General features: G+C 35.0%; 24 protein-coding genes. 13 read left to right on the plus strand and 11 right to left on the minus strand.

The annotated features are described in order from the left end of the window. The first annotated feature begins 151 nt into the window (after window positions 1-151). Window positions 152-463: a met regulon transcriptional regulator MetJ gene (metJ, locus tag BQ5209_RS09125; protein WP_085248311.1), complete on the plus strand. Its 312-nt coding sequence runs from the start codon at window positions 152-154 to the stop codon at window positions 461-463. Window positions 464-559: 96 nt separating this feature from the next. Here the strand turns inward: metJ and rpmE are convergent, their stop codons facing one another. The 6 genes from rpmE to gntP all read right to left on the minus strand — a co-directional run bounded on the left by rpmE (window position 560) and on the right by gntP (window position 6,095). Then, window positions 560-775: a 50S ribosomal protein L31 gene (gene rpmE, locus BQ5209_RS09130; RefSeq protein WP_065557564.1), complete on the minus strand. Its 216-nt coding sequence runs from the start codon at window positions 773-775 to the stop codon at window positions 560-562. A gap of 142 nt (window positions 776-917) precedes the next feature. Beyond that, complete coding sequence (gene degS, locus BQ5209_RS09135; protein WP_085248313.1) at window positions 918-1,970, minus strand: outer membrane-stress sensor serine endopeptidase DegS; 1,053 nt, start codon at window positions 1,968-1,970, stop codon at window positions 918-920. Window positions 1,971-2,082: 112 nt separating this feature from the next. Beyond that, a complete protein-coding gene (locus BQ5209_RS09140) occupies window positions 2,083-3,459 on the minus strand; it encodes a Do family serine endopeptidase (protein WP_085248315.1) in 1,377 nt (458 codons plus the stop codon). Window positions 3,460-3,546: 87 nt separating this feature from the next. Continuing rightward, on the minus strand, window positions 3,547-3,951 hold the full coding sequence (locus BQ5209_RS09145) for a Z-ring associated ZapG family protein (RefSeq protein ID WP_085248317.1): 405 nt from the start codon (window positions 3,949-3,951) through the stop codon (window positions 3,547-3,549). A gap of 62 nt (window positions 3,952-4,013) precedes the next feature. Next, window positions 4,014-4,475, minus strand: coding sequence for a DUF721 domain-containing protein (locus BQ5209_RS09150; protein ID WP_085248319.1), 462 nt, complete (start codon window positions 4,473-4,475; stop codon window positions 4,014-4,016). Between the two features lie 276 nt (window positions 4,476-4,751). Then, a complete protein-coding gene (gene gntP, locus BQ5209_RS09155) occupies window positions 4,752-6,095 on the minus strand; it encodes a gluconate permease GntP (protein ID WP_085248321.1) in 1,344 nt (447 codons plus the stop codon). Between the two features lie 445 nt (window positions 6,096-6,540). Between gntP and BQ5209_RS09160 the strand changes: the two genes are divergently transcribed. After that, the gene (locus BQ5209_RS09160) at window positions 6,541-7,302 is read left to right on the plus strand and encodes an FCD domain-containing protein (protein ID WP_085248324.1); all 762 of its coding nucleotides are present in this window, start codon (window positions 6,541-6,543) and stop codon (window positions 7,300-7,302) included. Between the two features lie 162 nt (window positions 7,303-7,464). Here BQ5209_RS09160 and BQ5209_RS09165 read toward each other — a convergent pair whose 3' ends face one another. Genes BQ5209_RS09165 through BQ5209_RS09175 form a run of 3 tightly spaced genes read right to left on the minus strand, consistent with a single transcriptional unit; the run spans window position 7,465 to window position 11,693 of the window. Next, complete coding sequence (locus BQ5209_RS09165; protein WP_085248326.1) at window positions 7,465-8,748, minus strand: MFS transporter; 1,284 nt, start codon at window positions 8,746-8,748, stop codon at window positions 7,465-7,467. Window positions 8,749-8,792: 44 nt separating this feature from the next. Next, window positions 8,793-10,199 (minus strand): glucuronate isomerase, encoded by a 1,407-nt coding sequence (uxaC, locus tag BQ5209_RS09170; protein ID WP_085248328.1) that lies wholly within the window; start codon window positions 10,197-10,199, stop codon window positions 8,793-8,795. 18 nt (window positions 10,200-10,217) lie between these two features. Then, entirely contained in the window at window positions 10,218-11,693 is a 1,476-nt protein-coding gene (locus BQ5209_RS09175; RefSeq protein WP_370737838.1) for a mannitol dehydrogenase family protein, read from the minus strand. Window positions 11,694-12,272: 579 nt separating this feature from the next. Between BQ5209_RS09175 and uxuA the strand changes: the two genes are divergently transcribed. After that, window positions 12,273-13,454: a mannonate dehydratase gene (uxuA, locus tag BQ5209_RS09180; protein WP_085248332.1), complete on the plus strand. Its 1,182-nt coding sequence runs from the start codon at window positions 12,273-12,275 to the stop codon at window positions 13,452-13,454. A gap of 341 nt (window positions 13,455-13,795) precedes the next feature. Beyond that, window positions 13,796-14,221: a DUF3597 domain-containing protein gene (locus tag BQ5209_RS09185; protein WP_085248334.1), complete on the plus strand. Its 426-nt coding sequence runs from the start codon at window positions 13,796-13,798 to the stop codon at window positions 14,219-14,221. Between the two features lie 104 nt (window positions 14,222-14,325). On the opposite strand, the gene pth is transcribed toward BQ5209_RS09185, so the two are convergent. After that, window positions 14,326-14,910 carry an aminoacyl-tRNA hydrolase gene (pth, locus tag BQ5209_RS09190; RefSeq protein ID WP_085248336.1) on the minus strand — a complete coding sequence of 195 codons (585 nt, stop codon included), beginning with the start codon at window positions 14,908-14,910 and terminating at the stop codon, window positions 14,326-14,328. A 73-nt stretch (window positions 14,911-14,983) separates the two neighbouring features. After that, on the minus strand, window positions 14,984-15,931 hold the full coding sequence (locus BQ5209_RS09195; RefSeq protein WP_091120159.1) for a ribose-phosphate pyrophosphokinase: 948 nt from the start codon (window positions 15,929-15,931) through the stop codon (window positions 14,984-14,986). Window positions 15,932-16,179: 248 nt separating this feature from the next. On the opposite strand from BQ5209_RS09195, the gene trmB reads away from it, so the two are divergent. The 9 genes from trmB (at window position 16,180) to coaD (ending at window position 25,342) form a co-directional block, all read left to right on the plus strand. Next, window positions 16,180-16,884 carry a tRNA (guanosine(46)-N7)-methyltransferase TrmB gene (gene trmB, locus BQ5209_RS09200; protein WP_370737836.1) on the plus strand — a complete coding sequence of 235 codons (705 nt, stop codon included), beginning with the start codon at window positions 16,180-16,182 and terminating at the stop codon, window positions 16,882-16,884. 18 nt (window positions 16,885-16,902) lie between these two features. Further along, window positions 16,903-17,628, plus strand: a complete 726-nt coding sequence (gene nfsA / locus BQ5209_RS09205) for an oxygen-insensitive NADPH nitroreductase (RefSeq protein ID WP_085248340.1) — start codon at window positions 16,903-16,905, stop codon at window positions 17,626-17,628. Then, window positions 17,625-18,788: a histidine-type phosphatase gene (locus tag BQ5209_RS09210; protein ID WP_167370340.1), complete on the plus strand. Its 1,164-nt coding sequence runs from the start codon at window positions 17,625-17,627 to the stop codon at window positions 18,786-18,788. The genes nfsA and BQ5209_RS09210 overlap by 4 nt, the downstream gene beginning before the upstream one ends. A gap of 263 nt (window positions 18,789-19,051) precedes the next feature. Beyond that, entirely contained in the window at window positions 19,052-20,326 is a 1,275-nt protein-coding gene (locus BQ5209_RS09215) for an MFS transporter (protein WP_085248344.1), read from the plus strand. 42 nt (window positions 20,327-20,368) lie between these two features. After that, window positions 20,369-21,385 (plus strand): UDP-glucose 4-epimerase GalE, encoded by a 1,017-nt coding sequence (galE, locus tag BQ5209_RS09220; RefSeq protein ID WP_085248346.1) that lies wholly within the window; start codon window positions 20,369-20,371, stop codon window positions 21,383-21,385. 51 nt (window positions 21,386-21,436) lie between these two features. Next, entirely contained in the window at window positions 21,437-22,486 is a 1,050-nt protein-coding gene (gene galT, locus BQ5209_RS09225; RefSeq protein ID WP_085248348.1) for a galactose-1-phosphate uridylyltransferase, read from the plus strand. Then, window positions 22,487-23,644: a galactokinase gene (galK, locus tag BQ5209_RS09230; RefSeq protein WP_085248350.1), complete on the plus strand. Its 1,158-nt coding sequence runs from the start codon at window positions 22,487-22,489 to the stop codon at window positions 23,642-23,644. It begins immediately after the preceding gene. Then, on the plus strand, window positions 23,635-24,633 hold the full coding sequence (gene galM, locus BQ5209_RS09235; protein WP_085248352.1) for a galactose-1-epimerase: 999 nt from the start codon (window positions 23,635-23,637) through the stop codon (window positions 24,631-24,633). Before galK ends, galM begins: the two co-directional genes overlap by 10 nt. 220 nt (window positions 24,634-24,853) lie before the next feature. After that, the gene (coaD, locus tag BQ5209_RS09240) at window positions 24,854-25,342 is read left to right on the plus strand and encodes a pantetheine-phosphate adenylyltransferase (protein WP_085248354.1); all 489 of its coding nucleotides are present in this window, start codon (window positions 24,854-24,856) and stop codon (window positions 25,340-25,342) included. The last annotated feature ends 6 nt before the right edge of the window (window positions 25,343-25,348 follow it).

Here is a 25,348-nt window from a genome sequence, read left to right on the forward strand (position 1 = left end):
TGCTTACTTTAAGAATAGATTGTATAAGAATAGCACACTGATTATAGACGTCAATATGTCTGGACGTCTAAGTATCTTAGTGTATAGATTGCAGAAAAATAAAAAAAACGTTAGAATTGCCACATTATTTGTGATGTGATTTGGTGAAAATATGATGGAATGGAATGGCGAATATATAAGCCCTTATGCTGAGCATGGTAAAAAAAGCGAGCAAGTAAAAAAAATTACAGTATCAATTCCATTAAAAGTATTAAAAATCTTGACTGATGAGCGTACTCGCAGGCAAGTTAATAATTTACGTCATGCAACAAATAGTGAGTTATTGTGTGAAGCCTTTCTTCATGCTTATACTGGTCAACCTTTACCTTGTGATGAAGATTTACAAAGAGATCGTGAAGACGGTATTCCTAAACAAGCTCAAAAAATGATGCAACAATTAGGTATCAATCCTGAATTTGATTGATTATTAACTAAAAATATTAATTTTGAAAAAAAGCAAAAAGGCGCATTATGCGCCTTTTCAACTATTATAGTTTTTTATATACGGTTTTTTGGAAAATTATTTTTTACCGCCAACCATAGCAAAACGTTGTTTGAACTTATCTACACGTCCACCTGTTGCAACATCACGTTGTTTACCAGTATAGAACGGATGACACTCACCACATACGTCAAGATGAATATCATGACCAATAGTAGAATGAGTTTTGATAACGTTACCGCAAGAACAAGTTGCTGTAATTGCAGTATATTCTGGATGGATACCTTCTTTCATAATAAGCCTCTAAAATTTGTTCGTATCGCTATATAAACGGCTATAAAAGCAAGATCTATACACCATACGAATGTTAAAAAAACATGATAAGGTGGCGAATTATACGACCAATGGTCACAATAATCAAGTAGTAAAAGACCAATTAAACAGGTAACTGCCCGATGGTTACTTGCAATTCAATTCTTTCACCATTTCGCAAAACTATAATAGGGACGATCGTTCCAGGTTTCAACTCAGCAATTTGATCCATGGTTTCAACAATTGATTTAACAGGCTTATTATCTACCATAATCAAGATATCATTAGCTTGTATACCTGATTGCAATGCGGGACCTTCAGCATGAGTGACTAAAATACCTAGCACCACTGGCATGTCACTTGGATTTTGAATGGGGGCAAATTCTAATCCATCAATACCAATATAACCGCGAATAATTTTTCCATCCTGAATCAATTTATTCATAATTTTCACGGCTAAAGCGGTAGGAATTGCAAATCCAATCCCTTCAGGAACATCATTACCTAGATTTTTTGTAAAGGTAAGCGTATTAATACCCATAAGTTCACCTTTGGTATTAACTAGTGCACCGCCTGAATTACCATGATTTATAGATGCATCAGTTTGGATAAAATTCTGTCTTCTGTATGGACTCAATCCATCACGACCTGTAGCACTGATAATACCTTGTGTAATAGTTTGTCCTATATTGTAAGGATTACCTATGGCTAACACAACATCGCCAATCTTAGGTTCACGCTGGGGATTAATAAGTATAGTTGGAATATTAGAAGCTTCTATTTTTAATACGGCAATATCAACAAGTTTATCCGAACCTACAGATAAAGCTTCAAAAATTCGCCCATCTTGCAGTGCAACAATAATTTGTTCTGCATCTTCAACAACATGATAATTAGTAACAATATACCCCTGCTCACTCATAATTACCCCTGAACCAAGCGGAGTAATTGAACTATCTTGTGATTCTTGAGATACAGAATTAATTGAGCGACTATAGATATTAACTACAGTAGGGGCTGCGAGTTTAACGGCACTAGAATAACTTAATGGCTCATCACTAAAAATTGATCTTGGAAAATCTGATTCAGTCCCCTTTTGTAAGGAGGGAAAAATAATTAATAAGACAATGGCTAAAACCATTCCAATTAATATTGGCCATAGAATTTTTTTTAGCATTAGTTTCAGGATTGTAATAGGAAGAATGTACAAGATTTTAACACATCTATATAAAGGTTAAAATTGAAGTTTTCGTCGATGCCTTAGCATCGACGAGAGAAAGACCAACTAATCACCTTAAAATTAGATATAAACGACTATCGCCACGAACTATATTCAATGCAATTACTGATGGACTACTATCAATAATCTTGCGAAGATCTGCAATATTAGTTACTCGTTCTTTATTAACGCCAGTAATAAGATCGCCTTCACGTAAGCTGAGTCGAGATGCGGGTGAATTTTTAGCAATACTTTCGATTAAAACGCCCTTTTGTCCTTTAATTTCACCATTGCTAAGTGTTGCACCATCAAGAGCAGTATGCAATGATTTTGCTTCAGTTGTCACCTCATCACTGTTTTTTAGTTTGACCTCGACAGACATTTCTTTGCCATCTCGAATTAAACCTAATTTTACAGTTCGCCCAGCACCAGTTGTCGCAATTTTTGCACGTAATTCAGCAAAGCTATCCACTGGTTTACCATCCATCGAAACAATAATATCACCAGATTTAATTCCTGCAGCTTGCGCAGCTGAATCTTCAATCACTTCACTGACAAAGGCGCCTTTTTGAACATCAACATCAAACGCTTTTGCTATATCTGATGTTAATTCATTACCTTTAATGCCAAGCACACCACGTTTGACTTCACCAAATTCAATAAGTTGCGAGGTTAAACTTTTTACCATATTACTAGGAATTGCAAATCCAATACCTACATTACCACCACTTGGTGCAATAATTGCTGTATTAATACCAACAAGCTCACCATTTAAATTGACAAGTGCCCCACCAGAGTTTCCTTGGTTGATGGAAGCATCTGTTTGAATGAAATTCTCAAAACCATTCATATTAAGTCCACTGCGAGCTAAGGCTGAAATAATCCCCGAAGTAACCGTTTGACCAATGCCAAATGGATTACCAATTGCTACAGCATAATCACCAACACGCAAATTATCAGAATCGGCCAATTTAATTGCTATTAATTTTTTGGCATCTTCCACTTTAAGCAAAGCAATATCGCTTTGAGGATCTTTACCAATGAGTTTTGCTTTATATTCATGCCCATCATTTAGAGCAACTGTAATTTTATCAGCATTATCAATAACATGATTATTCGTAACAACATAGCCTTTTTCAGCATCAATAATCACACCTGAGCCTTGACCTGTAAACGATCTTGATTGGCTATCAGGATAACCAAAAAATCGTCTAAATTCCTCGGGCATATTATTTTGCATTTGAGCAATACCTTCAACCTTGATGCTTACAACTGAAGGTAACACTGTTTCAAGCATTGGTGCCAAACTTGGTTGTTGCGCATTACTACTATCGGATGAGGTAGGAGGAAAGGAAGCATGAGCATTCGCAAGTGCAGATAAGCTTATTCCCAAACTTAAAGCTAAAATAGTTAGCAATTTTTTTTGTTGTTTTAATGAATCAATCATCTTATAACTCTCGCCTTTACAAAAATTAAATCTCTATAAAAATGCTTTACCATTAGGTAATGGTTAAATAAAAGCCTACCGTAATAATTAAGATTTATTTTCATCTGATTTGAATAAACCAGAAGAATTATCAGAATAATCTCTAGGTTGATTATCAAGTGTATTTTTTTTTGTCTCATCTGGAACAGAATCGGAGTCAAAGTCCAAAGATGCCACTTTATCGCCATCAATAAATTGGCTGGAATTTTCAGCCATGTGTTGATAAAGACGACGAAACTCTTTGGCCATGTTATCCAATATCTCTGCACTGTGTGAAAAATGTTTAGCAATTATTTGTTTTTGCGTTATTAGCTCATCTTTTGTTTGAGCTAGTTCTTGTTTAACTTTGGCATATTTACGTGCATTAGGACTTATAACGCTTATAAAAATAAAACCAACAATAAAACCAATTACTAATCCGATTATCAGATAAGTTAGCATATCTTTATCCACTATTCACTCCTTATATCTGTAAGATATTTAATTTTATAAAATTGAAATCCAGTTATCGGCACTTATTTTGCATGGTTAGCAAGTTTTATCAATTGTTTTTTTAGTTTGTCCGGTGCATTTTCAGCTAATGCATATAAAAACATTGCACTTTGTGGTGTCATCACACTCGAAACTAAAGTTGGCTTAGATGTCAAAAAATGGCTCTTTGACAACTTTACTGAAATATCTGGATTTATCTGATATTGGATAGAAGATAGAGACGGTAAGATATTTTTTCGTATCTCAGATATTAAATTGCTTTGTTCATATTTCAATCTAGTTAACCAACCCGCTGTACTTACTTCTAAAATCAACACACCCTGGCGATAATTAGCTACTCTGCATTGTGCATTCAATGGTGATGGCAATAGATCATTAACGACTTTAGCCAATGACCTTAATGCATTAGCCCTATCTTGAATTTTAGACAAACAAGGCGCTTGTGTCAAAATTGACGTCAATATTTGTGGATCGTTATAACGCATATTTTGACACTATCTCCTTTCTTAATCAATAAAACAAGTTTTATTCTAAAAAATAGCCGATGTAATAATTTACCTTATTTATAACCAAAAGTCTTATTGAAAAATAATTATTTACAGTTTGATAAAAGTTCCTTTACTAAAATCAAGTTCTATATTTCACTTAAAGATAACCAGATGAAAAATATATAACTGATTATAAATTTGCAGTTTATTAGAAAGAATAAAAAAAGATTAACTACAAAAATATAATAGTTAATCTTTTAGAAAAAATTACCATTAAGCAATGATACTAATAATTAACACTGCAATTAACCCAACAATTGAATTGATTAGTTCTAATAACCCCCATGTTTTTAAAGTATCTTTGATCGATAAATCAAAGTAGCCTTTAAATAACCAAAAAGATGCATCATTTATATGCGTTAACGTATTAGAACCTGCAGCAGTTGCAAGCACAAGTAAGGCTGGGTTCACATCATTTATAACACCTGTGGTAGGATCAATAACAGCAGCCCCAATAATTCCCGCAGCCGTCATTGCAGAAACAACGCCCTGTCCTGTAGCTAAACGAATTAATACAGTAATTAACCATGCCATAATATAAGGCGATACGCCCCCTGTTGACATTAATTGACCAATAACATCACCAATTCCTGTATCAATGATAATTTGTTTTAATGCGCCTCCAGCTCCAATAATTAATACCACCATTGCAATGCTTTTTACCGCATTATCAAAAGAGTGCATAACCCATTCCATTGAATGATTGAGTTTTTTCCCAAATAATATAAATGCAGCAATCATCGCAATAAACATGGCTATTTGAGATGAACCAATAAAATTGAGCACTGAGTAAGCGGTTGTTCCTTTTTCTAACCCTATATTTGCTATTGTCGTTGCAATCATGATGTAAGCAGGAAGCAAAGGAACAGTAATTGATGTAAAAAATGAAGGGAGATTATTTTCATCAACAGATATTTCAGATTGTAAAAATGATGGTGTTGGTCTTTCTAAATTACCCAGAAATTTAGGAAGAATTATTCCAGCACAAATTACAGAAGGAATTGCGACAATTAATCCATAAATATAGACCATTCCCATATCAGCACCATAGGCATTAACTAGTGCAACAGGTCCTGGTTGTGGAGGAAATAACGAATGGGCTGTAGTTGCCGCTGCAACACCAGGAATAGCCAATTTTAAAAATGGAATTTTAGCTTCTTTAGCCAATGCAATGACTAATGGAGCCAATATTATAAATGCTGCCTCATAAAACATTGCGAGCCCAAATATAAGCCCCATAATAATAATCGCTAGTTTTACATATTTGATTCCAAGCCTTTTTAACAATGTTTGAGCAATTTGATGAGCCGCACCAGAATCAACCATTAATTTGCCAATAACTGCGCCAAATACCACAATAATAGCAAGTTCGCCAAGCGTATTGCCGAACCCTGACTTAATCGTTTTAAGTATACTCAATACATCCATTTTAGCCATCAAACCAACAAATATTGCAGCCAATAGCAATGCAACCATTGAATTTATTTTAAAACGAATATTTAAAAGTAACATTAATCCTATTCCTAGGATAACCCAAAGAATATTTAAAAATTCCATGAATTATGGCTCCTATTTTAAATTTTATTGTTAATGGTTAAACATTAATTTAGCAAAACTTAATTATTAACAGTTTGCCTAGCGCTAAATTTCGTTAATGATAGATAATATTTGGTTACATGTTCCTTAAACTTTGCATTTTTAGCATACTTCTATCACCATTCATTTTTAAAGTTTTATGACAACATTTATTCATTGGTTAAACATATTTTCACTTATAAAATATAATTTTCACTGTTATTTTGATAAAACCGTGATCATGATCACTTAAAATGGTTTATTTTTATTTAATAGACAATACTTGCATTATGACAATCAAAAATAGGTATACCAATTTCATTATGTAATTATCGAAGCTAACGCATTAAATATTCTGCTAAACAAGATAACTAGCGTATAATCTATCGTATTAATTAATAGTGTTTATTCAAAAAAGGGCAATCAAATGCAATCATCTAGCCGTCTTTATCAAGAAATTGGTAAGGAACTAAAGTTTTTGTTAAAAAATGGTACCTATAAAATTGGAGATCGGTTACCACCAGAAAGAGATATAGCAGAAACATTTAGCGTGAGTCGTACCATAGTACGTGAAGCATTAATCATGCTAGAGCTTGAAAATTTGGTTACAGTAAAAAAAGGATCAGGTGTTTATGTAATTGGTTTACCAAATGCAATATTATCTGAGCAGGATAAGCAGATAGAAGAAAACGATTTTGGACCATTTGAACTATTACAGGCACGACAATTAATTGAGAGTAATATTGCAGCATTTGCAGCCTCTCAGATAGTGAAAGCAGATATAGTAAAACTCAGGTCTATCTTAGAACAAGAACGACAGATATTAGAAAATGGTGTACTTGACGACTATAGTGCAGATGAAATGTTTCACATTACGATAGCAAAGGCTACAAAAAATGCTGTATTAGAAGATTTACTAAACGATCTATGGCAAAAACGCCATGCTAGTAAAATGTGGAATCAACTCCATAATCGTATTACTGATAATAGTTACCGAAAAAAATGGCTTGATGATCACGAAAAAATACTACAAGCCCTGCAAGTAAAAGATGCAAAGGCTGCACGACAAGCTATGTGGCAACATTTAGAAAATGTTAAACAAACATTAATGACTGTTTCAGATAGTGAAGATCCTAACTTTGATGGTTATTTGTTTGATTCTATTCCGGTTACCATTGTTAACCAGTAGAAAATCTCATCATTGTTTATCGATTTGCTTTATAAACAGGTTAATTAAATCTCACAATAGTAATAACCATAGCTACTGAATAAAAAAGAAAATTGACAAAAAACTGACAAATATAGTTCAAGCATTGTATTTGTCAGTTTAAAGCTACAAAGGCGCAGTTCACTAATTGGTTGCTAATTGAAAGCTAGTGTGCTGAGTTTTATTTTCTCTAATAAAAGTCCATAAAACAGTTGCTCCTATAACATCAAAAAAAGCTAACGCGATAAAAAATGGACCAAAACCAATAATACCAACAAATGCGCCAATAAATAAATTAAAAATCAACTGGCCTGACCATGCACATGCGCCAGCCATTCCGACCGCTGTTGCAACCTGATTTTTCTTAAATAAATCACCGCCAAGCGTTGAAGCTACAGTTGAGAGTAACTGGTGAGAAAACCCGCCAAGACTAATTAAAAATACAGCAAGATAAGGATCTTCAACAATACTTACAAATCCAATAGTCATCATAAGAATAGCACCAATGGTAAATGTAATAAGTCTTGAATTGATTAACGAAAAACCTCTATCATTAAAAAATCTAGCAACAAAGCCACTCGCTAGGCATCCCAAGTCAGCCATTAAAAAGGGTAACCAAACAAACATCGCAATTTCTTTTAAACTAAAATTCAGAGTTTCTACAAAAAAAATGGGTACCCAAAAGTTGATCGTTCCCCATGCGGGATCTGCCAGAAACCGTGCAATACCGATCCCCCAAAAATTACGTTGAGTAAGAATTGAAATAAAAGACACTTTTTCTTCTTTGCTGTTTATTTCTAAATGATTTTCTTTTCCAACTTCTATATATTGCCTCTCCTCTGGAGATAGTTTTTTTGAATCTTTAGGATCGCGATAAAAAATAAACCAAATCATAGCAGCAAGTAAAGCCAGAGAGCCAGAAACAACAAACGCAAATTGCCAGCCTTGGAATAAGATACACCAAGCAATCAAAGGAGGAGCCAACATAGCACCAAATGAAGTTCCCATATTAAATATGCCCGCAGCAATTCCTCTCTCTTTTGCAGGGAACCAAATTGAAGCTGTTTTGATGCCAACGGGGATTGCTGAAGCTTCACTAAATCCCATAATTCCACGCATAAAAGCTAATCCTTGCCATGTGCCAGTTAATGCATGCCCCATAGTAGCGAGTCCCCAAATAACCGCACAAATAGCAAATCCAAGTCTTAACCCAATGGTATCAATAAAAAATCCCATGATTGGTTGACCAATGGTATAAGCTAATTGAAATGTACTTACTATCCACGAATATTGTTCTTTCGATATACCTGTCGCATCCAAAATAGTCGGTGCAGCTATGCCTAATGCAGTTCTATCAAGATAATTGACAATTGTAATAACACAAACAAGTAATATCATATACCATCGAAAATGTTTTATTTTTTTCATCATTTTTCCTTTTATAATTATATTAAAAGTTAGTTAGCTTGTTATTACTTAGAAAAATAACGGTTGGCATTGTTAAAACAGATATCACTAATCATTGTCCCTACCAGATTAAAATCAGCTGGAATTTCACCATTTTCCATCCAATGACCAACCATATTGCATACGATGCGCCTAAAATATTCATGCCTTGTAAATGATAAGAAACTACGTGAGTCTGTTAACATGCCAATAAATTGACTTAATAATCCCATTTGTGAAAGCTGCATTAGTTGGCGCTCCATACCATCTTTTTGGTCATTGAACCACCAACCTGAGCCAAATTGGATTTTGCCAGCAATACCAGACCCTTGAAAATTGCCTGCCATAGTTGCTAACACTTCATTGTCACGAGGATTTAAACAATATAAAATCGTTTTAGGTAATTGGTCTGTCAGATCTAAAATACCCAATAAAGCGGATAGTGGTTCAGCAATAGGTCTATCACCAATTGAGTCAAAGCCTGCATCAGGTCCCAAAATTTTGAACATCCGTTGATTATTATTACGTAGAGCCCCCAAATGTAACTGCATAACCCAATTACGTTTGTGATATTGCTGTCCAAGCCAAATAAGCATTGCTGTACTAAATTGAGCTATTTCTAATTCAGAAATTTCTTGATTATTTAAACGTTTAATGAGTATTTCGTTAAGTTTTCTTTCTGTTGGTATATCAGCATACCTTAAGATTTCTATACCATGATCTGACGCTTCACAGCCGTGAAGTTCAAAATAATCCAGCCTTTTAGTTAATGCGAAGAGTAATTTTTCAAAAGAGTTGATTTCAATATTTGTAACATTACCTAATTGCAGGATATAATCGGCAAAATTTGGTAATTCAATTTTAAATACTTTGTCGGGTCGCCAACTTGGTCTTACTTTTGTCTTAAAGGTCGTATCTAAGCTGATTTGTTTGTGATACTCCAATGAATCAATTGGATCATCGGTTGTACCTACTGTATTGACCTTCATTTGAGTTAAGATTCCACGAGTTGAAAACGCTGGTGTGGCCAACTGTTCATTAACCTGATGCCAAATTTTTACCGCTGTTTGTTCATTAAAGAGCGTGTTTTTTATTCCAAATGGACGACGCAACTCTAAATGTGTCCAATGATAAATTGGGTTACCAAGTGTTAATGGCACAACTTTAGCCCAAATAAGATATTTATCATAATCAGACGCATCGCCAGTAATAAGCTTTTCATCAATACCAGCTGTACGCAGTACTCGCCATTTATAATGATCACCTGCCAGCCAAATTTCGGTCAAATTACGGAAATTTTTATCTTCAGCTATATCTTTAGGAGGTAAATGGCAATGATAATCATATATCGGCTGACCTTCTGCATAATCAAAATAGAGCCTTTGAGCAGCTTTACTTTGCAATAAAAAATTATCATCTAAAAATTTTTTCATTCTTTTTTCACCCTAATTTTAGATTATTAGTTCTTGGATCGTTTGTTTTGCCCCTTTTTGCATTAACGTAAGATAGTGTGTTGTGACTTGCTCTCTAAATTGAGAATTGTTCGGCAAATCAGCACCAAAAATCACATCCAGTTTGAGTAAACAATTGACTCGTTCTATTCCATCTACGCTAGCTTTAACGATAGTTTGTAATTGCTCTGACATTGGGTCTTTAACATCTATTGGCTGATGATTATCATCAATACCACCGACATAACGCATCCACCCAGCAACACCTAATGCAAGTAATGAAAAATCAGAGTCGTTTTTTATATGCCAGCGAATTGAATCAAGCATTCTTTGAGGAAGTTTTTGAGTTCCATCCATCGCAATTTGCCATGTTTGATGTTTTAATGATGGATTACTAAATCGTTCAATAAGTTTGTTTGCATATTCTAGCAAGTTAACATTTGATGGGACATGAAGAGTGGGAGCTTGTTGTGCCATCATTAATTGATGAGTGGCTTTTTTATAGCTTGCATCATTCATACAGTCATTGATATGCACATAACCGGCCAAATAACCTAAATACGCTAAAAATGAATGGCTTCCGTTTAACATGCGTAGCTTCATTTCTTCGTAAGGTACAACATTTTTAACAAATTCTGCACCCACTTGGTCCCAATTTGGTCGATTTGTTACAAAATTATCTTCAATGACCCACTGGATAAATGGCTCACAAGCAATACCACAGGGATCAACAATCCCACCTAATACGCCCTCAATTTCTATTAATGTTTCTGATGTTATGGCAGGTACAATACGATCAACCATTGTGCACGGAAAGGTTGTATTAGATTCAATCCATTGAGCTAATTTGAAATCGCGCGCTTTAGCTAAATCTAAAATCGCTTTCTTTAAAACTACACCATTTTCGGGAATATTATCGCAAGACAAAGCGGTAAAAGATTTTAGACCTCGTTGCATTCTACGATACAGTGCTTCAACAATAACACCTGGTGCTGATACAGGTTTCTCTGGATTAACAAGATCGGCTTTAATTAATGCATTATTAAAATCCAATCCGACTCCACCCGGTAACATACAATAACCTTTTTCAGTGATAGTAAGTGAAACTATTTCAATTAAGGGACTGGCCATCTTTTCTAAAATAACTTCAATACCATCACTCTGCGCTAATAGTGATTCTTTAACACTACCAATAACAAAAGCCTCTTTCGATTGGGCTCCTTTTTCTAAAACGGTATAAAGGTGATCTTGCTTACGAATATCTTCAATTAACTGTTCTCCACCAACAATATTTACCTCACAAATAGCCCAATCACTGTTCCCTGTATTTAATAATCGGTCTATAAACAAAGCCTGATGGGCTCGATGAAAAGCACCAAATCCTAAATGGACAATTCTAGAAACAATCTTCTTTCTATCATACGTTGGGCGTTTTTTTATATATTGAGGTAAAGCTGAAATTTCTAACATACTTATATCACCATTCAAATTTAAAGTTTAATGACAGATTTACTTATTGGTTAGACATGTTTTCATTTACAAAATAATTTTTCACTATCATTTTGATTGAATTGTGATCTAAATCACCAAAAATGGTTTATTTTTATTTAAAATTGACAATACTAATATGCTGACATTAACATTGGCATTCCAATTTAATTACATAAGTTAACTAGTGAGAAAATAACATTAAATATTCTGCTAACTAAATGATTAATATTATGTATTAAATAAAGGCAAGCCTAGTGGTCTTTATCAACCAATTGGTAATTAAATCGAGTTACTAAAAAATGACGTAATAATAACGAGTAAATTTTATGCACATTACAAGTAAAAGATGTAAAAGCGACACATTAAGCTATATAGCAATATTTAGAAAATGTTAAATCAACATTAATGGCAATTTATGATAGTGGAGATCTAAATTTTGATGGTTACCTATTTGACTCAATTCTAGTTAACATTGTTAATCAATAGGCAGTAAATAATCAGCATTGTTTATAGATCTTTTTTATTTTAGAAAAACAAATAAATGAAATCGTTAAGGAGATTTATATGGAACAAACGATGCGTTGGTTTGGACCCAATGACCCAGTATCATTAGATGATATAAAACAATCGGGAGCAACTGGAATTGTTACAGCATTACACCATATTCAAAATGGAGAAGTTTGGAGCATTGAAGAAATCCAAAAACGAAAAAATATTATTGAAGAAAAAGGATTAACATGGTCTGTTGTAGAAAGCATTCCTGTTCATGAAGAAATAAAAACCCACTCGGGAAACGTTCTGCAACATATCGCCAATTATCAGCAATCAATTAGAAATTTAGCTGCTTGTGGAATTGACACTGTTTGTTACAATTTTATGCCAGTTTTAGATTGGACTCGAACAGATCTTTCTTATGAATTACCTGATGGTTCAAGAGCATTACGGTTTGATCAAGTTGCCTTTGCCGCATTCGATATTTATCTATTAAAACGACCTAATGCAGAAAAAGATTATTCACAGCAAGATGCCATTTTAGCAAAAACATATTTTGAACAAATGACACAAGCAGATAAAGATAAACTTGTTGCAAATATCATTGCAGGTTTACCAGGTGCTGAAGAAGGTTATTCACTTGATCAATTTCGTGCTCATCTCGCAACTTATGATAATATTGATAAAGAAAAATTACGTGAAAATTATGCCTATTTTTTAAAAGCTATTGTCCCTGTTGCTGAAGAAGTTGGTGTTGTTTTGACTGTTCATCCGGACGATCCTCCGCGCCCAATTTTAGGCCTACCTCGTATTGTTTCAACGATCGAAGATATGCAATGGATTAAAGATACCGTTGATAGTATTCATAATGGCTTTTGTTTTTGTACAGGTTCTTATGGCGTTCGTAGCGATAATGATTTAGCTATCATGGCTGAAAAATTTGCCGACCGTGTCCACTTTATTCACTTACGAGCAACAGTTCGTGAAGAAAACCCACTATCTTTTCATGAAGGTGATCATTTAGCTGGTGATGTTGACATGTATGCTGTAATCAAAGCATTGATTGCAGAAGAACAACGACGTAAAAAGGCAGGAATCAAACGCCCTATTCCTGTCCGCCCAGATCATGGACATCAAATGTTAGATGATCTCAAGAAAAAAACAAACCCAGGCTATTCTGCTATAGGCCGTTTGCGAGGTTTGGCTGAAATTCGTGGTGTTGAATATGCAATCCTCCGAGCTTTTTTTAATTAATAGAACCAAGCAAATCAATTGTAATTAATACATATAAAAATCCTAACAATTGCAAGCCCTTTTTTAAGGGCAATTTTTGTTTATACAAACATACATAATATAATTCCAAGATGGATAATACCTATTTGTAAACACCTATCAAATACCTTAAAATGATGAGAATGTTTAATGGTAATTGATTTGCATATAAATAATGCGTTGTATCGTAGTACATAAAATGCTATAAAAGCATAACTATTTTGACATTCTATCCTTTTAGGCGTTATATTAATTATGATATTTTCTACATCTATATCGTTAAGCAGTTTTTTTAAGCAGTTTAAATTTGAAAGAGGTGTAATATGGGTATCTTAAATAACATTTTTTCTAAAGTATTTCCTAGTGCTCAAGCAACAGTAGAAAATGCCGTTGATACAGTGAAAGATAAAGTTGAAAATATCACTGCATCAGTCAAAGATACGGTATCAAGTGGTTCACAACAGGTTCAAGAAAAGGTAGAGCAAAGCACATCTAATGTTGATGTCACATCTATTCTTGATAATTTAGCAAAAAAGCATCCTGAAGCACTCAACTGGAAAACATCGATCGTCGATTTATTGAAATTACTAGGTATAGACAGTAGCTTAGATGCACGTAAAAAATTAGCGCAAGAGCTAAATTATACAGGCAGTACTGATGATACTACAGCAATGAATACATGGTTAATCAAAGAGGTAATGAAGAAAATAGCTGAAAAAGGTGGTAATATTACTCATCTGTTTTCTTAATCTAGCCTTCTAAGATAATGACTTGACAATCCGCTCAATTTTTGGCGGATTGTTTATTATAAGCAAGTAGTTATCCATTACCCATTTGTTATTGACTCAATAAATTAAGCCTTAAAAGCGTGCAATTTATTCATCGCAGCTTCAACTCCTTGAGATAATAAAATATCAGTACAACGCACTGATTGATCAATAGCCTCATCAATCAACTCTTGTTCTTGTTTAGAAGGTTTATTAAGAACGTAGCCAACCACTTTATTTTTATCCCCAGGATGACCAATACCAATTCTTAACCGATAATAATTTAAATTATTACCTAATTTGCTGGCGATATCTTTCAATCCATTATGACCACCATGGCTGCCACCAAATTTAAGTTTAGCTATACCGGGATTCAAGTCTAGTTCATCATGGACAATTAATATCTCTTCTGGCTTTATTTGGTAAAATGTAGCCATAGCTTGCACCGCTTTACCACTTAAATTCATAAAAGTAGTTGGAACTAATAAACGCACATCATGACCTGAAATGTTGATTCTTGATGTGTAACCAAAAAATTTGGATTCATTTTTTAATGATTGATTATAACGTTGAGCCAATTGCTCAACAAACCATGCACCTGCGTTGTGCCTTGTTGCTGCATATTCATTGCCGGGATTGGCAAGTCCTACTATCAGTTTTATCGTTGTCATAATATTTTTATTGTCACTGATTTTATTGTGAAAAATGCCCCAAAAGGGGCATTTGATTCAAAGATAAAACAGGTTATTGATGAAACATAGCTGAAATCGATTCTTCATTACTGATTCGACGAATTGCTTCAGCAAGCATACCTGATAACGTTAATTGGCGAACATTTTTCAATGCTTTTACTTCTGCTGTTAATGGAATTGTGTCACAAACAACAATTTCATCAATGGCACAGTTTTTAATGTTACTTACTGCTTTACCTGAAAATATTGGATGCGTTGCATAAGCAAACACTCTTTTTGCACCTCGCGCTTTTAAAGCATCAGCTGCTTTACAAAGTGTTCCTGCTGTATCAATCATATCATCAACTAAAATACAATCTCTATCAGCCACATCACCAATAATATTCATCACTTCAGCTTCATTTGCACGTTGACGACGTTTATCAATAATTGCCATATCAGTATCATTAAGTAGTTTAGCTATCGCACGAGCACGCACCACACCACCAATGTCAGGAGATACCACAATCGGACGTTCAAACTGACGTTGCAACATATCTTCTAAAATAACTGGGCTACCAAATACGTTATCAACTGGGACATCAAAAAAACCTTGAATTTGTTCGGCATGAAGATCAACGGTTAATACCCTATCAACACCAACTGTTGATAAAAAATCAGCAACAACTTTAGCGGTAATAGGTACACGAGCAGAACGAACTCGTCGATCTTGCCTTGCATAACCAAAATAAGGAATAACTGCAGTAATACGACCAGCAGATGCACGACGCATAGCATCGATCATAACCAGTAATTCCATCAAATTATCATTGGTTGGAGCACAAGTTGATTGAATAATAAAAACGTCTTCACCACGGACATTTTCATTGATTTGGACATTAACTTCACCATCACTAAAACGGCTTACAACAATGTCACCAAGAGAAGTATAAAGACGATTAGCTATACGTTTTGCTAGTTCGGGTGTGGCATTACCAGCAAAAAGCTTCATATCAGGCACGAGAAATCCTCAAGCATGTATTCATGATTACTTAATTCGTAATCGGTTAAATCGGGGCTACAATTATATAATCATTTATCTATCATGCTCAACCACAATATAAAAATATATCAAAAATATTTGATATATTTTTACAAATCATTAATTAAAAAAATTTGACCTTAAGATGCTTTTGCTGTGAACGCAAAATCGAGTAAACTAACAACCATCAATTAGCTTTAATCAATTCCACAACCAAAGTAAATAACGTGATGAATGAACAATTAAACTCAGATAACGAAAATATCAAATCTAAAAGAACTATTCGTAGTTTTGTTTTACGACAAGGTCGTTTAACAAAAGGACAAGAACAAGCATTAATAAACTTATGGCCTGTATTTGGTATTGAATATAATGCACATGCACCTATTTGTTTTGATGCTAACAAACCGCTAGTCCTTGAAATTGGATTTGGTATGGGGGCTTCTTTAATACAAATGGCGAAAAATGCACCTAATAAAAACTTTTTAGGAATCGAAGTGCACAAACCTGGGGTGGGTGCTTGTTTAATGGCGATAGAAGAAAACCAATTATCAAACTTGAAAGTGATGTGCCATGATGCAGTTGAAGTATTAGAAAATATGATCCCTAATCGTTCACTAGACAAAGTACAAATCTTTTTTCCTGACCCTTGGCATAAAGCTAGACATAATAAACGCCGTATTATTCAGCCCCAATTTGTACAGCTAATTCGGCAAAAATTAAAATTAGGTGGTATTTTGCACCTAGCAACCGATTGGCAACATTATGCCGAACATATGTTAGAGGTTTTAACTCAAGCAGAAGGTTTTGAAAACTTATCAGCAAACGGCAACTACATTCCAAGACCTGATGATAGACCAATTACCAAATTTGAAAAACGAGGTCAGAATTTAGGTCATGGCGTTTGGGATCTCCAATTTGTAAACAAATAATTATGCTAAGGAGCCACTATGCAAAACGAAACGATCGATCTACTTTGTCGGCATCGCTCTATTCGTGCTTATAAAGAAACTAGCTTAACTCAAGAGCAAATAACTTTAATTGTTAGCGCAGCACAGTCGGCTTCTAGTTCTAATTTTATTCAATGCTCGACAATTATTCGTATCACCGACCCCAGCAAACGCGAAAAACTAGCTCATTATGCAGGCGATCAAAAGTATGTTATCCAAGCACCTGAATTTTGGGTGTTTTGCGCCGATTTTAATCGCCATTATCAAATTGATCCAAAACTTAATCTTGGTAAAGCAGAGCAGCTATTATTGGGCTGTGTTGATACAGCAATTATGGCGCAAAATGCCGTAACTGCAGCCGAATCATTAGGATTAGGTGCTGTGTATATTGGTGGTTTGCGCAATAATCTTGATAAAGTAACGCAATTACTTGATTTACCGAAATACGTCCTGCCACTTTTTGGGCTTTGTCTTGGCTACCCCGATCATCATCCAGAACTAAAACCAAGATTACCAAAAGAGCTAGTGTTTTTTGAAAACCACTATCAACCAATTGAGCATGCCATTTTGACAAAGTATGATGCCCAAATGGATGATTACTATAAAACCCGCAGTATTCATCAAAAAGTCGGTGGTTGGAGTGATAAAATTGCTAAAACAATAAATAATGAGCAACGCGATTTTATTCTAAATTATTTGCACAAACAAGGATGGATCACGAAATGAAAAATAACCATTACCAATTAGATAAAGTCGTTATACTTAGCCGCCATGGTATTCGCACACCATTACAAAACACATTACAATTTTTAGAAAAAATTACTCACTTTAAGTGGCCAAAATGGGATCACCCATATGGTTATTTAACCACACGTGGTGGCGTATTAGAAGCCTATTTTGGCCATTATTTAGCAACTTGGCTTGAAAAGCACAATATAAAATTATCAACACATAATACTGAATTATTTGTGTATGCTAACAGCCTGCAAAGGACCGTTGCTACGGCTCAATTTTTGGCAATAGGTGCCTTTGCGGGGTATGATGTTGCTGTTCATCATAAATATCCTATTGAAAACATGGATCCGATCTTCGATCCTAGTTTGCAAGATGATTCCCCTGAATTTAAGCATGCCGTATTACGTGATATTGATGAAGCTAACAAAGCAGGCAACATCTTTAAAAATCTAGCGCCCGCTTATAAAATTCTTTCCGATATTTTAGATTATAAGCATTCGACATTATATGCAAAATATCAATGTGATTTAGCCGATATTCCATCAGAACTCTATTTTAAAAAACACCAAGAACCAGTACTGCTTGGACCACTAGCAATAGGGATTTCAGCCGTTGATGCATTTTTATCACAGTACTATTCAGCCTTTCAAAAAGAACAAATCGCATGGGGCAGGCTCACTAGCCAAGAACAGTGGCAACAACTTATCGAAATTCGTAATCAATATGTTAATTTAGTTTTCCATTCCAAAACACTTGCCAAACATTCTGCTAAACTCATCATCAATATGATAAGCGATCTTATACAGCAGGATAATAAAGTCAATCTACTTGTTGGGCACGATAGTACTATTGCTGCATTACTTGGTGCACTAGATTTTAAAGACTATCAACTACCTAACCAATTTGAAACAACACCAATTGGTGGAAAAGTAGCTTTACAGCGTTTTCGTCACTTATCTACTGGAAAATATTTCTTTAAAGCCGAATATATTTATCAAAGCTTCGAACAGCTTCATAACGGGAAAGTACTTGATGCTAATAATCCACCACAACATTATCAACTGCATTTGGAAAATGCATCTATTAATAGTGATGGTTATTATGACTGGTTGGATTTTGAAAAACGTATAAAACCCAGCAAAGCTCACTAATGGCAATTAGATTATCCATTTTCATCTATCATAGTGAGAATTAGATGTTTTCATCTTTATAAAAAGTTAAGTAACTCTTTTCGAAAAAATCAATCACATTGAAAAATGTAACCGATTTCATAAACTGTTAACAAGATCACTTTTTCAACAATTATATAATGCTATTATCATACAAAATTCACTAATAAATTACCTATCCAACAAAATGTAAACGATTTCTAAATGGTGGTGTAATCTTTTAAAGCCAACAAAGGACGTTCATTATGAATCAACAAATTCAATCATCACTAAGTAATAAGAATTATTGGGTATTTAGTGTCTACTTCTTTCTGTACTTTTTTATTATGGGTGCGTATTTCCCGTTCTTCCCTGTTTGGTTGAAAATAAATGGCCTCAATGAAGCAGATACTGGGTATGTTTTTTCATTTATTTCATTGTTTGCACTTTTTTTCCAGCCTTTGTTCGGATTAATGTCTGACAAGTTAGGATTAAAAAAACATCTCCTTTGGGCTATCACACTACTTCTTGTATTATTTGGTCCATTTTTTATCTTCATTTTAGGACCACTGCTTCAATTTAATGTCACTTTGGGTGCAATTGTTGGTGGATTTTATCTTGGTATGGTATTTAGTGGCGGTGCACCAGCCATTGAAGCGCTCGTTGAAAAAATAAGTAGACGTAGTCAATTCGAATTTGGCCGTTGCCGTATGTTTGGTTGTTTTGGTTGGGCAATTTGTGCTTCATTTGTTGGCATTATGATTTCTAAAGATGTCAATGCCGTTTATTGGTTATGTTCTGGTTTTGCATTAATTCTTCTATTTTTAGTCAAAATTGCCGATCCAGCAAAAACAACAACGACTGAAGTTGTTGAGCAAATGGGGCTAAATAAACCTGAACCATTTAATTTAAAACTTGCCATTAATTTGCTAAAAATGCGCAAAACTTGGTTTTTTATGCTATACATTATTGGCGTTGCCTGTACTTATGATGTATTTGATCAACAATTTGCTAACTTTTTTACCTCATTTTTTTCTAGTGAACAAGCCGGGCGAGAAGCATTCGGTTATGTCACAACGCTTGGTGAGTTTTTAAATGCATCTGTGATGTTTTTTGCGCCACTGATTGTAAAGAAAATTGGCAGTAAAAATACATTACTTGTTGCTGGCGCTATCATGTCAATTCGCATTACAGGCTCAGCATTTGCTAGCACAGCTGTTGAAGTTGTTATACTCAAAACTTTGCATATGTTCGAAGCACCTTTACTACTTGTGGGTGCATTTAAATATATTACTAAATACTTCCCTATTCGCTTATCGGCAACCGTTTACTTAATTGCATTTTGTTTTGCAAAACAACTATCTATCATGTTTATGTCCACCTTTGTAGGGCTAATGTATGTTAAAATAGGCTTCGCAGGAGCATATCTAGTCCTAGGTCTGATCGCATTTAGTTTTACGCTGATTTCCTCCTTTACATTATCTGGGCGAGGGCCATGGGATCTATGGAAAAATAAGAACAGTGAAGAATCTGAAGATTAACAGACGCTCACTATAACAATTACATTAGATAAAGGTTTTATTATGAAAATATTAGTAACTGGTGGTTGTGGATATATAGGAAGTCATACTTGTGTTCAACTGATTCAATCAGGCTACACACCCATTATTATTGATAATTTGTTTAACAGTAAAGCATCAGTGCTAGATAGAATACAAAAAATTACTGGTCAACCTGTCATTTTTTATCAAGGTGATGTGTGTGATGAAAAACTATTAACTAAAATTTTTTCAGAACATGACATTAAAGCGGTTATTCATTTTGCTGGTCTAAAAGCTGTCGGCGAATCGGTAAATAAACCGCTTGAATATTATGAAAACAACGTCTACGGCAGTATAGTACTGATGAAAGCAATGCGTGCTGCTGGTGTTAAACAGTTAGTGTTTAGCTCATCGGCCACTGTTTATGGTGAACTCGCTCCTGTACCTTATGTTGAAACCTTACCACAAGGTTTACCAACTAGCCCATATGGAAAAAGTAAATTAATGGTAGAGCAATGTATTATGGATTTAGCCGTTGCTGAACCGGATTGGTCACTGACTTTACTAAGATATTTTAACCCTGTTGGCGCACATCCAAGCGGATTAATGGGCGAAGATCCACTTGGAATTCCTAATAATCTTATGCCTTATATTACCCAAGTTGCTGTAGGCAAGCGAGAATCATTAGCGGTTTTTGGAAATGATTATCCAACAGCTGATGGCACTTGTGTCCGTGATTTTATACATGTCGTTGATTTGGCTGATGGACATATTGCTGCACTCAAAGCCGATCATAACAAAACTGGCGTACATATTTATAATTTAGGTTCAGGTGTCGGTTACAGTGTATTACAACTCATCAAGGCATTTGAAAAGGCGTCAGGAAAATCACTTAATTGGCATTTTGCACCGAGACGAGCAGGTGATTTACCAGCATTTTGGGCTGATGCTAACAAAGCTGAACAAATACTGGGTTGGAAAACCAAACTCACGCTTGATGACATGGTAAAAGACTCTTGGAATTGGCAATCTAATAACCCACAAGGTTATCCCGATTAACAAATTAAGTTAAATAATATTAAAACATGCAAAATTAAAAGAAGAGGCAAAATGGATATTTTTAACCCTGTTGATCATCCTCATCGTCGTTACAACCCATTGACCAATCAATGGGTGCTTGTTTCACCGCATAGGGCAAAACGCCCTTGGCAAGGACAACAAGAAATATTAAACGAAGAACAAAAACCAAGTTACGATCCAACTTGTTTTTTGTGTCCAGGTAACAAACGGGTGACAGGAGATATCAATCCTAATTATAAGGGAACATTTGTTTTTACTAATGATTTTGCAGCATTAATGGAAAACACCCCAGAATCGTCCCAAAACCACGACCCATTATTCCAAATACAAAGCGCAAAAGGCACCAGTCGAGTGATCTGTTTTTCTCCTGATCACAGTAAAACATTACCTGAACTTGATTTGCCAGCCATTGAAAAGGTGATTAAAACTTGGATAAATCAACAAATAGAATTGGGTAAACACTATCCTTGGGTACAGGTATTTGAAAATAAAGGGTCGGCAATGGGGTGTTCTAACCCACATCCACACGGACAAGTTTGGTCGAATAGCTTTTTACCCAATGAAATTGCGTGCGAAGATCTCAACATGCGCAATTATTTTGAAAAATATCAGCATAATTTATTAGTAGATTATGTCGAAAAAGAACTAATTAATCGAGAACGAATTGTTGTCGAAACTAAGTACTGGGTTGCCATCGTCCCTTTTTGGGCAATATGGCCATTTGAAACATTATTATTACCCAAAATTCATATTCCTCAATTAACCATGTTAAGTGACGAGCAACAAAGTGATTTAGCCATTGCATTAAAAAAATTAACGAGTCGCTATGATAATTTATTTCATTGTTCTTTCCCATACTCTATGGGTTGGCATGGTGCGCCATTTATGAAAGATAGAAATGATTACTGGCAAGTGCATGCACATTTTTATCCCCCTTTATTACGTTCCGCCACAGTAAAAAAGTTTATGGTCGGTTACGAAATGTTAGCTGAAGTGCAACGTGATTTAACGCCAGAACAAGCCGCAGAAAAGTTACGCAGTGTTAGTGATGTTCACTATAAAGATAGCAAGGATAAATAAATGAAAACATTAATCGATAAAACTATGCAAGCTTTTGAAATTAAATTCGGTTATAAACCCGATACAGTTGTACAGTCTCCAGGTCGCGTTAATTTAATTGGTGAACATACCGATTATAATGATGGTTTTGTTTTACCCTGTGCTATCGATTATCAAACGGTAATAAGTTGTCACAAGCGCTTAGACAATCTTATTCGGGTCATTGCGGTAGATTATGATAATCAACAAGATGAATTTTTGTTAGATTCTCCTATTGAACAACATCCAAACTATAGATGGGCTAATTACATACGTGGTGTGGTAAAACAGTTAAAAAAATATGCAAATAATATTAATGGTGTCGATTTTGCTATTAGCGGAAACGTTCCTCAAGGAGCAGGACTAAGTTCATCAGCATCCCTAGAAGTCGCCGTTGCTAAAATGTTCCAAGTGCTTTACAACTTACCTTTAGATGGCACCAAGTTAGCATTAATTGGTCAACAGGCAGAAAACCAATTTGTCGGTTGCAACTGCGGCATCATGGATCAACTAATATCTGCCCTAGGACAAAGCCAACATGCATTATTGATTGATTGTCGATCACTAGAAGCTAAAGCTGTTTCAATTCCTAAAGATTTTTCTGTGGTTATCATCAACTCAAATATCAAACGTGGATTAGTTGATAGTGAATATAATACTCGACGTAAACAGTGCGAGGCAGCAGCACAAGCACTTGGAGTAAAAGCGCTTAGGGACGCATCTTTAACTGAATTAAAACATATTGAAAATACACTAGATCCCATTGTCTTTAAACGCGCACATCATATAATCACCGAAAATGAACGAACACTAAAAGCAGCACAAGCACTTGCAAGTGGCGATTATAAATTATTATCAACACTCATGGCGCATAGTCACAATTCCATGCGTGATGATTTTGAAATTACCGTGCCGGCTATTGATTACTTAGTTGAAATAATTCACGGTGTCCTTGGTGAACAAGGCGGTGTACGGATGACTGGTGGTGGTTTTGGTGGTTGTGTTGTGGCGTTAGTGCCGAAAGATAAAGTTGATGCGGTTAAAACCATTGTTAGCAATAATTATGCTAAAAAAACTGGTATTAAAGAAGATTTTTATGTCTGTACACCAAGTGAAGGAGCTCATGCGATATGCCTATAAAACAGATTATTAAACTTTCGAATAACCAAGGAATGCATATCAAGCTCTCAAACTGGGGAGCAACATGGCTCTCCTGTGTATTACCCGTTCATGGACAAAATCGTGAAGTACTGCTCGGATGTCAATCATTTGAACAATACCAACAGCAAGATGCCTATTTAGGTGCCACTATTGGCCGTTATGCAAACCGCATTGCCAATGCGTCAATTGACATTGACGGTAAACATTACATGCTCGCTGCCAATCAAGGCGTCAATCAGTTGCATGGTGGAAAAATAGGTTTTGATAAGCGATTATGGCACATTCAATCTCAATCCGATCAGCAAGTGACATTTAAATTAATTTCACCTGATGGAGATCAGGGGTTTCCGGGAGAATTAAATGTAGAAGTCAATTATCAACTCACTGATGATAATCAAGTCATTATATTGTTTAACGCAACGACGACAAAAACCACGCCAGTTAATTTAACTAATCACGCTTACTTTAATCTTGATGGTGAAACAAGCAAGGACATACTAAATCACAGATTAAAAGTGAATGCTAACTATTATTTACCCGTTGATGCCAATGGCATTCCCCATAATGATCTAGTTAGTGTCAATATGCACGATATGGATTTACGTCGGCCGAAACTTTTATTTGAGAAACTTCTTGAGAGTCAAGAACGACAAATAACTGGTGGTTATGATCATGCTTATTTATTAGATAAAACAAAAGCTATCGCTGCCGAGCTCATTTCGTCGGATAATAAAGTAATAATGAATGTGATTACAACCAAACCTTCGTTACAAGTTTATACCGGCAATTTTTTACAACACACACCAAATCGGCACAATGGTGAATATGGTAACTTTGCTGGCGTGGCATTAGAAGCACAATTTTTACCTGACAGCCCTCACCATGCTAGCTGGCCACAACCAAGCTGCTTTTTACACCCAGACCAAATTTATCGTTATCAAACAACTTATCAATTTATTGTTTCATAAGAGGATGAATAATCGCAAAAAATAAAATTAAAAAAATAAATAAAATCAAACACCTATCTGAGCTATTTTTATCAATATAGTTATTAATACAGGTACTGCCAAGTAATATCACACCATTATTTGTATTGATGCAATAAATAGGTTTTTATTAGCTTAAACTAACAATCCATAACAAAATTAGGTATCATATAACCATCATCGCTAATGGATAATATGAAATATGAAAAGCAAAACCTTAACGGCTATTTTCCCTGGCACTTTCGATCCCATTACCAATGGTCATATCGATCTTATTACACGAGCGTCATTACTCTTTCCTCGCTTAATTATTGCTATTGCAGAAAATCCAAGTAAAAATACGCTCTTTACCTTAGAAGAACGTGTTAATTTAGCTTCAACCGCAGTTGAACACCTACTTAACGTCGAAGTGATTGGCTTTAATAATCTAATGGCCAATTTTGCTCAAACCCATAATGCGACAGTGATTGTTCGTGGTGTTCGTACAACACACGATTTTGAATACGAAAGGCAACTTGCTGAAATGAATCGTGCGTTAAAATCTGATTTAGACACTATCTTTTTGATGCCATCTATTGCAATGGGATTTATTTCATCAACAATCGTGAAAGATGTTGCTTATCATGGTGGTGATATTACAAATTTAGTACCACTGCATGTCAAAACAGCATTATTAAAGCGCTTAGCATAAAAAACG

Source organism: Gilliamella mensalis, assembly GCF_900103085.1.
Classification (GTDB): Bacteria; Pseudomonadota; Gammaproteobacteria; order Enterobacterales; family Orbaceae; genus Gilliamella; species Gilliamella mensalis.